The sequence below is a fragment of the Heliomicrobium modesticaldum Ice1 genome (assembly GCF_000019165.1).
In the GTDB taxonomy this organism is placed as follows: Bacteria; Bacillota; Desulfitobacteriia; order Heliobacteriales; family Heliobacteriaceae; genus Heliomicrobium; species Heliomicrobium modesticaldum.
The window spans coordinates 568,317-580,942 of sequence record NC_010337.2 but is presented as its reverse complement, the minus strand read 5'-3'; the positions used below and the strand labels follow the sequence as shown (position 1 = coordinate 580,942).

9 protein-coding genes and 1 riboswitch are annotated in these 12,626 nt (G+C 59.0%); of the genes, 7 read left to right on the top strand and 2 right to left on the bottom strand.

Annotated features, from left to right (window positions below):
* Nucleotides 1-21: 21 nt before the first annotated feature.
* On the bottom strand, nucleotides 22-1,566 hold the full coding sequence (locus HM1_RS02690; RefSeq protein ID WP_148207062.1) for a long-chain-fatty-acid--CoA ligase: 1,545 nt from the start codon (nucleotides 1,564-1,566) through the stop codon (nucleotides 22-24).
* 230 nt (nucleotides 1,567-1,796) lie between these two features.
* On the opposite strand from HM1_RS02690, the gene hcp reads away from it, so the two are divergent.
* Entirely contained in the window at nucleotides 1,797-3,089 is a 1,293-nt protein-coding gene (gene hcp / locus HM1_RS02685; RefSeq protein WP_012281734.1) for a hydroxylamine reductase, read from the top strand.
* Nucleotides 3,090-3,462: 373 nt separating this feature from the next.
* Here hcp and HM1_RS02680 read toward each other — a convergent pair whose 3' ends face one another.
* A complete protein-coding gene (locus HM1_RS02680) occupies nucleotides 3,463-4,569 on the bottom strand; it encodes an HD-GYP domain-containing protein (RefSeq protein ID WP_236995057.1) in 1,107 nt (368 codons plus the stop codon).
* Between the two features lie 352 nt (nucleotides 4,570-4,921).
* A riboswitch (TPP riboswitch) is annotated at nucleotides 4,922-5,037 on the top strand.
* Nucleotides 5,038-5,120: 83 nt separating this feature from the next.
* On the opposite strand from HM1_RS02680, the gene thiC reads away from it, so the two are divergent.
* The 6 genes from thiC (at nucleotide 5,121) to cybH (ending at nucleotide 12,589) form a co-directional block, all read left to right on the top strand.
* Nucleotides 5,121-6,431 carry a phosphomethylpyrimidine synthase ThiC gene (gene thiC, locus HM1_RS02675; RefSeq protein WP_012281731.1) on the top strand — a complete coding sequence of 437 codons (1,311 nt, stop codon included), beginning with the start codon at nucleotides 5,121-5,123 and terminating at the stop codon, nucleotides 6,429-6,431.
* Nucleotides 6,432-6,595: 164 nt separating this feature from the next.
* Nucleotides 6,596-7,717 carry a thiamine-phosphate kinase gene (gene thiL, locus HM1_RS02670; protein ID WP_012281729.1) on the top strand — a complete coding sequence of 374 codons (1,122 nt, stop codon included), beginning with the start codon at nucleotides 6,596-6,598 and terminating at the stop codon, nucleotides 7,715-7,717.
* A 148-nt stretch (nucleotides 7,718-7,865) separates the two neighbouring features.
* Complete coding sequence (thiD, locus tag HM1_RS02665) at nucleotides 7,866-8,738, top strand: bifunctional hydroxymethylpyrimidine kinase/phosphomethylpyrimidine kinase (RefSeq protein ID WP_012281728.1); 873 nt, start codon at nucleotides 7,866-7,868, stop codon at nucleotides 8,736-8,738.
* 295 nt (nucleotides 8,739-9,033) lie between these two features.
* Nucleotides 9,034-10,149 carry a hydrogenase small subunit gene (locus HM1_RS02660; protein ID WP_041313160.1) on the top strand — a complete coding sequence of 372 codons (1,116 nt, stop codon included), beginning with the start codon at nucleotides 9,034-9,036 and terminating at the stop codon, nucleotides 10,147-10,149.
* 7 nt (nucleotides 10,150-10,156) lie between these two features.
* Nucleotides 10,157-11,893 carry a nickel-dependent hydrogenase large subunit gene (locus tag HM1_RS02655; RefSeq protein ID WP_012281726.1) on the top strand — a complete coding sequence of 579 codons (1,737 nt, stop codon included), beginning with the start codon at nucleotides 10,157-10,159 and terminating at the stop codon, nucleotides 11,891-11,893.
* 12 nt (nucleotides 11,894-11,905) lie between these two features.
* Nucleotides 11,906-12,589, top strand: a complete 684-nt coding sequence (gene cybH, locus HM1_RS02650) for a Ni/Fe-hydrogenase, b-type cytochrome subunit (protein WP_012281725.1) — start codon at nucleotides 11,906-11,908, stop codon at nucleotides 12,587-12,589.
* The last annotated feature ends 37 nt before the right edge of the window (nucleotides 12,590-12,626 follow it).

Sequence of the window (12,626 nt, the reverse complement as noted above, 5' to 3'; positions counted from 1 at the left end):
AAGGAGATCAAGCCGCTCCGTTTACTGCAAAGGCTGATAGGTTCTCAATTCCTTCTTCAGCACCTTCCCCGTCGCGTTCCTCGGCAAGGCCTCCAACTCGACGATCTCCCGGGGCAGTTTGTAAGTGGCCAGGTTGGTCCGCAGGTAGGCCATCAGCTCCTTTCGGTTCAACGCCATGCCTTCCCGGACAACGACAAAGGCGCGGACGGCCTCGCCGCGCGTCTTGTCGGGCGTGCCGATCACGGCGGCTTCCTTCACGGAGGGGTGGGAATAGAGGACTTCTTCAACCTCCCGGGGATAGACGTTGAGGCCGCCGACGATGATCAGGTCCTTTTTTCGGTCGACGATGAAAAGGTACCCCTCGTCATCCTTGTAGGCCAGATCGCCCGTGTGGAGCCAGCCGTCACGGATGGCCGCCGCCGTCTCTTGGGGCAGGCCGAGATAGCCGGACATGACGTTCGGCCCCTGACAGATCAGTTCGCCTACCTCGCCGGGGGGCAGTTCCCGGCCTTCGGCGTCGACGATCTTCACGGAGACGGCGGGGATCTGTAGGCCGATGGAGCCCGGCTTCGTCCGGCCGATGGGGTTGAAGGTGACCACCGGCGATGCCTCGGAGAGGCCGTAACCCTCGACGATGGGCTGACCTGTTTTTTCTTTGAAACTGTTGAGCGTCTCAACCGGCAAGGAGGCGCCGCCGGAGACGAAGAGGCGGACACCGGCCAGGTCCTCGGGCCGGGCGACAGAGGTGTAGATCCCGTACATGGCCGGCACGCCGGTGACGACATTGACGCCATGTGTCTGGATCATCGCCAGCGCTTCCTTGGGTTGGAAGGCCTCCATGATCGTGATCGTTGCGCCGTTGAGCAGCGCCGTGGTGACGCAGCAGGTCCAAGCGAAGCTGTGGAACAGGGGCAGCACGCAAAGGTAGTTGTCCGCTTCCGCGGCCCCGATCGTCTCCGTGTAGGAACGGGCGTTGCTGATCAGGTTGCGGTGGGAGAGGACGGCGCCCTTCGGACGACCCGTCGTCCCGGAGGTGTAGAGGATGACACAAGGGTCTTCCGGGGTGATGGGAACATCGGGAGCGGGGTGGTGGCTGTAAGCGGGGGCTGTCTCTCGCAGTTCGGACAGGAGGTGCTGGGCCGGCAGGTCGCTGTCGTTCAACTCGGCGCTGGCCAGCTCCAGTAGGCGGTCGGTGACGACGTGGCGGGAACCGGCGTCACTGAGGATGTAGCCGATTTCCCTCGGGCGGAACATGATGTTGAGGGGGATGACGACGGCGCCGAGGCTGGCGATGGCCATGTAGGCGAAGATGAAATCGGCCGAGTTGCGGCAAAAGAGCCCGACCCGCTCGCCGGGGCGCACGCCGCGGGCGTAGAGGCAGCGGCGGTAGCGGTCGACCGTCTCCTGAAGGGCGGCGTAGCTGTAGCGGCTGTGTTTTTCGATGAGGGCCGTTTTTTCCGGAGTGCCCTGCCGGATCAGTTCGTGGACGAGCACGGGGAGATCCCTCTCTTTCATATAAGTAAGATTGCCTGAAAGGGCGTTCAGCCAGGTCGCTTCGGCGGTCACGCAGGCGTCTCGGCATCTGTTATCCAGAGGGCTTCGCGCCGTTGCGTAAACGGAAGGCAAATGCGACCCTTTGCATTTTTGTATCCATTACTCTATCATCGGGCTTTCAGCGCCGCAATGGCTGCAGACATATTTTTGCCTAAATGTGATTCCCATCACCGATTCGCCGCAGAAGGCAGGTTATTATATAAGTAAGTTACTAAGTTATAAAAACGAAAGGGGAATCGCATATGTTCTGTTACCAGTGCGCGCAAACCGTCAAGGGCGGTTGCACCAAGATCGGCGTCTGCGGCAAGAATGAGGACATCGCCAGCCTTCAGGATACGATCCTCTTCGGCCTCAAGGGCGTCGCCGCCTATGCGACCCACGCCCGCGAACTGGGCTACAGCGACCCTGAGGTGGACGCCATCACTCAGGAGGCCCTCTACTCGACGCTGACCAACTCCAACTTCAATCTCGGCGAGCATGTGGCCATGGCCCTGAAGGTGGGTACGGCCACCGTCAAGGTGATGGACCTGCTCGACCGCGCCCATACAGATAAGTTCGGCATCCCCGTCCCTGTCACCGTCTCCTCCGACAAGGTGGAAGGCAAGTGCATCCTTGTCACCGGCCACAACCTGCATGCCCTGCTGGAGCTGCTCAAGCAGACGGAAGGCAAAGGCATCAACGTCTACACCCACTCAGAGATGTTGCCGGCCCACGGCTACCCGGAACTGAAAAAGTACCCGCATCTGAAGGGGAATGTGGGCAAAGCCTGGCACGATCAGCGCAAGCTCTTTGCGTCCTTCCCCGGTGCCATCTTGGGGACGACCAACTGCGTCATGCCGATTCGCGGCTCCTACAGCGACCGCATGTGGACCTACGGCTGCGCCGGTCTGGAAGGCGTGCCCAAGATCGTCAATGACGACTTCTCGGCGCTGATCGAAAAGGCCCTCTCCCTGCCGGAAGCCAACTGGGCGTCGGACAAGACGATGACGACCGGTTACCACCATGTGAACGTGCTGGCGCTGGCCCCTCAGATCATCGAAGCTGTCAAAAGCGGCAGGATCCGCCGTTTCTTCGTCATCGCCGGCTGCGATGCGCCGATCAAGGAACAGGAGTACTACCGCGAACTTGCGCTGGCCCTACCGAAGGATTGTGTCATCATCACCACCTCTTGCGGCAAGTTCCGCTTCAATGATATCGATTTCGGCGACATCGACGGCATCCCCCGCTACATCGACCTGGGCCAGTGCAATAACTCCGGTTCGGCCGTCAAGATCGCCCTCGCTCTGGCCGACGCCTTCGGCTGCGGCGTCAACGACCTGCCCCTGTCGATCGTGCTCAGCTGGTTTGAGCAGAAGGCCTGCGCCATCCTCCTCGGCCTCTTCAGCCTCGGCGTGAAGAACATCTTCCTGGGCGGCCGGGCGCCTGAATTCCTGACGGCCAACGTGGTCGACGTGCTGGTGCAGAACTTCGGCCTCAACCTGATCGACAACGTGGAAGCGGACCTGAAGAAGATGCTCGGCGAGTCCCCTCGATAGCCCTATTCCCCGATAGCGCGACACCACGGCAATTCGGTAGGGTGATCCTTTCCACCCGAATCCGTCAGCTAACTTCGTCAGCGTGGTTGGGGCGCGAAAGTCTGAAATCTTGTTCAGGCTCCCTTTTATAGCGTTTATTAAGCCCCCGGCTCACCATGCCGAGGGCTTTTTTACCTGTAAAAGTCACTGTTTACCAATGGGGCTATTTTAGATTTTTTACATGCTATAGAGCAACGTGGAGAGGATCGGCAGAAGTATGAAAGCATCTGGTATTATTATTAGGGAGGCAGCACCGATATTATTAAGAAGCACCGATGTTCTTGCCGTGATATTGGATCGCAGTGGTTCTGTTGGCGTGTTTATGAAAAGCAATCTATGTTGCCTTTCGATGCTCAGAAGCTGTAAGGGCTCGAATATGTTCCTCAAAAAGAACCTTGTCAACAAAAACAGTCAAGTGCCTCGTTAAGTCCAGCTCATAAGGACGCTTTAAGGGGGTCCCGTCAGCGTCATAGAGCAGTCGAACGACGGGGCGGCTTTGAAAGGCTTTGTTCACGTCGACGACGACGCCGATATCGCCGGTGTTCAGCTGAACGGTGCTGCCGATAGGGTAGATGGCGATGTTCTGCAAGAAAATTTGGGAGATGCGCGGGTCCAGTTCACGGCAGCTGGCAGCGAGGATGATCTCATGGGCCTGATAGGGGAGGTAGCCCTTCCGGTAGACCCGATCGGCAACCAAGGCGTCGTACATGTCGGCGATGGCGACGATGCGGGCGTACTCGTGGATCTCCTCACCTTTCAGTTGGCGCGGGTATCCTGACCCGTCAAAGCGTTCCTGGTGCTGGAGGGCCACATGGGCCGCCGCCAGGGAAAACTCCGATTGATGACGGATGATCTCGAAGCCGTATTCGCAATGCCGGCGGATCTCCGCAAACTCCTCTGGGGTCAGACGGCCAGGCTTGTTCAGCACCTCATGGGGGACCAGCATCTTGCCGATATCATGGAGGATGGCGCCGCAGGCGAGGTCGTAAAGTTCCAGTTCGTTATATCCCATGGCTATGCCCGTTAACACGGACAGCAAACAGACGTTGACAGAATGACCGAAGGTGTAGTCGTCAAAGGTGCGGATGTCGGCCACATGATACATGACATGGCGGTTGCGCAGCACCTCGTCGATGATGGCCGAGGTGGCCCTCTTGACGGCCACCGGTTCCAGACCCCCATCTGGGTGCAGTTGAACCCGGGCGAAGGAGCGGCGGATCGTCTGTACTGCAGCGAGGCGAACCTGCTCGCTAAGGACGTCGGGCACCGTAAGCTCGCCGATCACCTGATCCTTGATCAGCACTGCCGGAACCCCCAGTTCCTTCAGACGACGGATGAAGGGCATAGACAGGGTGATGCCGGCGCCGAGCAAGGTTCGCCCGTCGGCGCTATAGATGCTGCGCGCAAGGATCATGCCCGGCTCAACGAAGTCGATGGACACTTTTCTCAACCGGGCGGCCCCCTTCTGTCAATGGCGTTGTGACGATATCGGCCTTCATACAAGCGCCATAAGCGATGTAACACAAGTCCCGGAACAGACCCCGAAAGAAGAAGCAACGATGGGAAATCATTCGCTTCTGCCGGACAAAAATCCTGCCCCTTTGCCGGGAAGGCGGTAAGAATTCGTGATCGTAACATACCATGCCCCTGCGGACGATGAACTAAGAGCGATGGAGCAGTTCAAGGCAATTTGCGAATGTTGCATTAACTTTGGCGGCTCTGATTGGATGGAAAAAGGAATATCCCTGTTCTTGTCGAATAGAAGCAACAGCAGGCAATCGCAACTTCATAAGGTTTACCGCTAGGGGAGCCCGGACGATGCCCGGGCTGAGAGGGCGCCGGCGGCGGCGTCGACCCTTTGCACCTGATCTGGAGGAATGCCAGCGGAGGAAAGCGGATAACGCGAGTTTTTGCGCGCCTATTCCCTTCCTGAAATCGGGAAGGGATTTCTTTATCCGCGCAGGGCAGAATCAAGTGAGGAGGAGAATCGCAATGCAGCGAGGCAGACATTATGGAACACAAATGGAGAGGGCTCTGCGAGGGGAAGTTACGCCCGAGATGGTTCAGGTGGCCGAATCAGAAGGATGGCAACCGGAAGCGCTGATGGCAGAGATCGCCGCCGGGCGGATCGTCATCCCGGCCAACAACCGCCGTCCCCGCGAGTCCTATTGCGGTGTGGGACGGGGCTTGCGGACGAAGGTCAACGCCAATATCGGCACCTCGAAGGGAACGTCCGGCATCGACTTTGAAAAGCGCAAGCTCGATATCAGCATCGAGTGCGGCGCAGACGCCGTCATGGACTTGAGCACCGGTCCCGACATCGACGGCGTGCGCCGGGCGCTCATCGACGGGTGCCCCATCGCCTTCGGCACCGTGCCCATCTACCAGGCCACGGTCGAGGCGCAGGAGATGAAGGGCGCCATCATCAACATGACCGAGGAGGATATCCTGCGGGCCGTTCAGAAGCAGGCCGAGGATGGTGTCGATTTCATGACTATCCACTGCGGCTTGACGATGGAAGCTGTCGAACGCTTGCGCAAGCATCCGCGCATCGCCGATATCGTCTCCCGGGGGGGCTCCTTCCTCACCGGTTGGATGCTCCACCACCAGCGCCAGAACCCCTTTTATGCGCAGTTCGACCGCATCTTGGAGATAGCCCGGGAGTATGACATCACCCTAAGCCTCGGTGACGCGCTGCGGCCCGGTTGCCTCGCTGACGCCACCGACCGAGGCCAGGTGCAGGAACTGATGATCCTCGGCGAATTGGTCCAGCGCTGCCGTGCCGCCGGTGTGCAGGTGATCGTTGAGGGGCCCGGTCACGTGCCCATGGATCAGGTGGAAATGAACATCAAGCTGCAGAAGCGGCTCTGTGAAGAAGCGCCCTTCTACGTGCTCGGTCCTCTCGTCACTGATGTGGCCCCCGGCTATGACCACATCACGTCGGCCATCGGTGGCGCCATCGCGGCGGCGGCCGGCGCCGATTTCCTCTGCTATGTGACCCCGGCGGAGCACCTGGGCTTGCCCGATGAGCAGGATGTCCGCCAGGGCGTCATCGCCTCGCGCATCGCCGCCCATGCCGCCGACCTGGCGAAAGGGATCAAAGGGGCTATGGACTGGGACAAAGCGATGGGCAAAGCCCGCAAGGATCTCGACTGGGGTGAACAGCGCCGTCTGGCGATGGATCCGACGGTCTTTGACAAGCACCCGCACACGCGCGACAAGACCGGCTGCTCCATGTGCGGCCCCTACTGCGCCATGCGCATTGTCAGTGATTACCTGGGGAGAGCGGTGGGTCCCTGCTAGCAGTGTAGGCCCGTCGTGTGTTTTCTTTGGAGAAGAGTCCAGAGGAGGAATTCCGATGCCTGCCCCGGTTCGCCCTTGCCTGACAGGAAAACTGGCGGTCGGGGGTGCTGGCGGTGCGGCTCGGAAGATGGACCCGAGAATATGCGGATGCAGGAGAGCTGAAGGTGGACGTTAAGCGACAAGCAGGGACGCCCTTGGCATCCATCGGCGAGTTCGGTCTGATTGGACGGTTGGCCCGGGCATGGCAGGGCGCCGCCTCCCAGGGAGAGCGTGGAGGCTTATCGCCGGTCATCCCATCGCAGGGATTGCGCTTGGGCATCGGCGATGACGCCGCTGTGATCGACGTGCCGGGTGGAAAACCCCTGCTGGTCACAACCGACATGCTGGTCGAGGGCGTGCACTTTCTCTGGTCGCCAATACGGCGGCGTTTGCTCGGCCGGAAGGCGCTGGCTGTCAACATCAGCGACATCGCCGCCATGGGCGGCATCCCGGCGTGGGCCTTTCTCTCTATTGGCGTTCCCGCCAGCGCAAAGGTGGAGGAAGTGGAAGGGTTGTACGCCGGCATGGGGGAGATGGCGGCGCAGTTTGGTGTCGAGCTCGCCGGCGGCGATACAGTCCGTTCCGACAAGTGGGTGATCAACGTGACCCTGCTCGGCCTGGCGGTAAAAGCGCCCATCGGCCGGAGCGGGGGCAGGCCGGGGGATTTGATCCTCGTGACAGGCACGGTGGGGGATGCGGCAGCGGGACTGCACCTTTTGCTTATGGAAACAAAGATGAGCCAAGCTGAGAAAATGGACGCGCAGATGAGAGAAGCCCCTATCGGTGAAGCCGATCGGCAGGCATTGCTGTTGCGGCACCTGGATCCGATCCCCCGTGTGGCGGAAGCGAGGGCGCTCGTCGACTATGGCGGGGTCACGGCCATGATGGATGTGAGCGACGGGGTTAGCAGCGAAGTCCACCATCTGTGCCGGAACTCAGGCTGCGGTGCCCGCATCGATCTGGCGAATCTGCCGATCAGTCCGGCGGTGCGCCGGCTCGCGCGGAGGGAAGGACGTGAGGTGTTTGCTTGGGCGCTTTCCGGCGGCGAGGATTACGAACTGATCTTCACGGCGCCGGAAGAACGGGTTCCCGGTTTGATCGATCATGTGCGCCGGGAGACGGGAACAGGTGTGACTGTAATCGGACGGCTGACTGACGGGACTGCCGGCGTCATGGCCGTCTATCCCGACGAAATGGGCGGCGATGCGGTTCCCCTAGCAGCTAAAGGCTACAATCATTTTCGATAGTGTGCATCGATGGCCAACTTTTTTTATAAAAGAGCATTTTGCTCAAAGCCTGCTGCCCGGCGGGTCATGAAAGTATTCATTGCGGGCCTTGCATCGGCAGCAGGGGCGTTTTTAGCCAAAATATTTCGGTTGAGGAACGGGATCGCCCATGAAATTGCCCAAAGTAGTCACGATCGCCGGATCTGATCCGAGCGGCGGCGCCGGCATCCAGGCAGACCTTAAGGTTCTGGCCCAGTTCGGCGTCTACGGCGGCGCAGCCGTCACGGCATTGACGCGCCAGACAAGCGCCGGTGTGCTGGGGCTGTTTCCCCTGCCGGCCGCATGGGTGCTGGAACAGATCAGCGATGTCCTCTGGGACCTGCGCCCGCCGGTGGTGAAGACCGGCATGCTGCAACAGCCGGCAGTGATCAGCGGTCTCGGTCGATTGTGGGGCGCCTATCTGCAGGAATACAGAGATACAGCGGCGCAGGTACTACCGCCTGCTTCATCGACGACTCCTGCCCCGACCCTTCCCATCCTTGTCGTCGACCCTGTTCTCAGTTCCGGCGCCGGGGTGAGCCTGGTGGACGGCGGCGGATTGGCGGCCTTTCGGGAGGACCTGTTGCCTGTGACCACCGTGCTGACCCCCAATGTGCCGGAGGCGGAGGCATTGACCGGCATGGCCATTCGAGACAGCGGCGACATGATCGGCGCGGCGGAGAGGCTCCTTCAATTCGGCCCACAGTGGGTCCTCCTGAAGGGCGGTCATCTCCCCGAGTGGGAGGGCGATCGGATCGCCGACCTGCTGATCAGCCGGGAGGAACGGCGCTGGTTGTGGGGACAACGGGTGCCGAGGGCTGATCTGCATGGCACCGGCTGTTCCTTGGCCTCTGCACTGGCCGCCTGTCTTGCCCTAGGCCTTCCCGTGCCGGTGGCGGCTGCCAGGGCTGTCGAATGGTTGCGCCAGCGGATCGGCAGTCCTCTGTTTGTCGGTCAGGGACGGGGCGTGGTCTGTCAGAAGCTTGAGGAAAAAAGGGAGTAGGACATAACTGAAACAAAGCACCTGAAAAAACGATGGCTCGGACACGGATCCGGGCTATTTTGTTTGTCCCAGCCGGAGATGGATGTGCTCTTTGCAGTGGGAACGAGGGGGAAGGATAAGTTGACTGAGAAGCGAAAAAAGCACTTGTCGGATCATTCCATTGGCATGTAAGATAAGTATAGGAAACTGCAACCAGGCGTCGACGAAGTTTCCTTCGTGCCGAGTGGACAAGGCAAAAAGGGGAACCTTGTTCACTGTTTTATCAGAAAAAACAGAATATTGGAGGTGGCGATTGATGGCATCACAGGATTCATTTTATCAGTACCTCCGGAACCGAGGTGTCAGCCGCCGGGATTTTATCAAGTTCTGCACCGTGATGGCGGCATCTCTCGGGCTGGAACCGGGGGCGGCAGGCGCCATTGCCGAGGCCCTCGAAACGAAAAGGCGCATGCCGGTCATTTGGCGCAATTTTCAAGAATGCACCTGTTGCACCGAGTCCTTCATCCGGACACAACACCCCAAGGCGTCGGACATCATCATGACGATGATCTCTCTCGATTATCATGAGACCCTCATGGTCGCCGCCGGCCACCAGGCCGAAGAGGCTGTCGCCAAGGCGATTGAAGACAACAGAGGCAATTACATACTGGCCGTCGAAGGGGCGATCCCTGTCAAAGATGGCGGGATTTATTGCTGCATCGCCGGTCGAACGGCTGTCGACATGCTCAAGGAAGAAGCGAAGCACGCCAAAGCGATCATCGCCTGGGGTTCCTGTGCCGTCAACGGCTGTGTGCAGGCGGCGAACCCCAACCCTACCGGGGCCGTGCCGGTCCAGGACATCATCAAGGACAAGCCGATCATCAATGTTCCAGGCTGTCCGGCCATCGCCGAAGTCATGGCTGGCGTCATTACCCATGTGCTTACCTTTGAACGGTTGCCGGAACTGGACAGCCAAGGCCGACCCAAGGCCTTCTACGGTCATCGTATTCACGACAAGTGCAACCGCCGGGCCTACTTCGATGCCGGGATGTTTGTGGAAAACTTCGATGACCAGGGCGCCAAAGAGGGCTGGTGTCTTTACAAGCTGGGCTGCAAAGGCCCCAACACCTACAACTCCTGTTCTAACCTTGAGTGGAACGGTGGCCTGAGTTATCCCATCAAATCCGGCCACCCATGCATCGGTTGTTCAGAGTTTGGATTCTGGGACAATACGGGCGGAACGTCCATGTATGCTCACCTGTCAGAAGTGCCCGGTCTGAAAATCGGGGTCAACGTGGACGCCTTCGGCGCCGCCGCCGTCGGGGCTGCCATCGCTGGAGCCGCCGTTCATGCCGGGTTATCGGCTGTCACGAAGAAGCAAATGGATAGACAAGAAAATGAAAAAAACTGCAAAAACAAAGTAGAGGGGTGAAGCGAGCGTGGCTGAACGGATTGTTGTCGATCCCATTACCCGGATCGAAGGTCACCTGCGTGTCGAAGCCAAGGTGGAAGGCGGAAAAATTATTGATGCGGCCAGCAGCGGCACCATGATTCGAGGCATTGAGATCATCGCCCGGGATCGGGATCCCCGTGATGTCTGGGCGCTTGTCCAACGCATCTGCGGCGTCTGCACCACCACCCATGCCCTCACCTCGATCCGGGCGGTGGAAGAGGCCTTGCAGATCCGCGTCCCGAAAAATGCTGAACTGATCAGAAAGATAATGTTGGCGGTCATCCATATCCACGATCATGTCGTTCACTTTTATCATCTTCATGCGCCGGATTGGGTTGACGTCCCCAAGGCGCTACAGGCTGATCCAAGGCGGACAGCCGAACTGGCGCAGAGCATCTCCCGCTGGCCCAAGTCGACGGCCGGCTACTTCCGCGATGTGCAAGACAAATTGAAGGCTTTCGTGGCCAACGGTCAACTCGGGATTTTTGCCAACGCCTACTGGGGGCATCCCGCCTATAAACTGCCGCCGGAAGCCAACCTGATGGCGGTCGCCCACTACCTGGAGGCGCTCGATTGGCAGAAAGAGATCGTCAAAATCCACACCGTCTTTGGCGGCAAGAATCCCCATCCCAACTATCTGGTCGGCGGCATGGCCTCGGCCATCAACATCGACGGCGACAATGCGATCAATATCGAACGATTCAACCTCGTCGGCAAGCTCATCGACGAAGCCTTGGAATTTGTACTGGAGGTCTACCTGCCCGACCTGCTCGCCATCGCCGCATTTTATAAAGATACGGCCGCCTACGGCGGCGGTTTGGGCAACTACCTTTGTTTCGGCGATTTTTCCACTGCCCCGAACAACGACCCTTCGGGATTTCTCTTGCCTCGAGGCGCCATCCTCAACAAAAACCTCTCAGAAGTGCTTGACGTCGATCCCCGCGATCCCCAACAGATCCTGGAGTACACCGATCATTCCTGGTACGAGAAGGCCCCAAAGGGTCTCCATCCTTGGGAAGGAGAGACCAACCTCAAATACACCGGTCCGAAGGCGCCCTATGAGACCCTCGATGAGACCGGCGCCTTCGATAAACCCTACTCGTGGATCAAGTCGCCCCGTTGGAAAGGGCATGCCATGGAAGTGGGGCCGCTGGCGCGGATGCTCGTCGGCTATGCTAAGAAAGATGCACCTTCCCATGCCCTCATCAAGGACGAGATAGACAAGGCACTCCAAGGTCTTGGTGTCGGCGTCGAGGCGCTTTTCTCTACGCTGGGAAGAACGGCCGCCCGCGGCATTGAGTCGAAGCTCTGCGCCCTGTGGCTGAAGCAGTTTTTCAATGAACTGATCGCCAATGTCAAAGGGGGGGACCGGAAGACTTTTAATCAAGAAAAATGGGAACCTTCCACATGGCCGAAAGAGAGCAAGGGCGTGGGACTGACGGAAGCACCCCGGGGCGCTTTAGGTCACTGGGTGCGCATCAAAGACGGCAAGGTGACCAACTATCAGTGTGTCGTGCCCAGCACATGGAACGCCTCGCCGAAGGATCTGAAAGGCCAACATGGCGCCTATGAGGCCTCTCTGCTCGGTGTCCCCATGGCCAAGGCAGACCAGCCTGTGGAATTGTTGCGGACGATTCACTCCTTTGATCCTTGCCTCGCTTGCGCCGCCCATATTATCGATACGGAAAGTCAGCAAACGACAAAGGTGGAAATCCTGCGCTGAGGAGGGAGTGGCATGAGGGACTCCAAAGACCTCAAATGCCTGAACACGGTGTACGTGTGGGAACTGCCGGTGCGCATCTATCATTGGATAAATGCCCTTTGTATCGTCCTGTTGATGGTGTCGGGCCTCTATATCGGCAACCCGATGCTCCGGCCGGCCGTGGTTACCGGTGAAGCGGTCACCCACTTTTTCATGGGTTATGCCTTCATGATCCACATCGCTGCCGGCTACGTCTTCATCGCCAACTACCTGTTCCGTCTTTACTGGGCCTTTGTCGGCAACGAGTACGCCCGCAGTCACCACTGGCCCTGGCAGAAGGCATTCTGGCTGGAGTTTTTTGATGTGCTGTTGAGTTACCTCTTCTTGAAGCACCATAAAGACGAACACCTGGGTCATAACCCAGTGGCCAATCTGGCCTACTTCGGCTTCATCATGGTGGGATCGGTGTTTATGGCGCTGACGGGATTTGCCATGTATGGAGAACTCCACCCGAACGGTTTCTTCGGCAATCTACAGTGGGTCTTTCAAGTCTTCGGTCCCAGTTACACCATCCACATGCTGCACCGCCTGATGGCTTGGGGGATCGCCGGCTTTGTGGTCGTCCACCTCTACCTGTCTCTGCGCCATGACATGTTCGCCCGAAATGGCACCTTGTCATCCATGGTGAGCGGGTATAAGTTTCGCTGCGAAGAATGAAATCGGGCCGTCTCCGTTGAGTGGCTTTGCTGTCTTT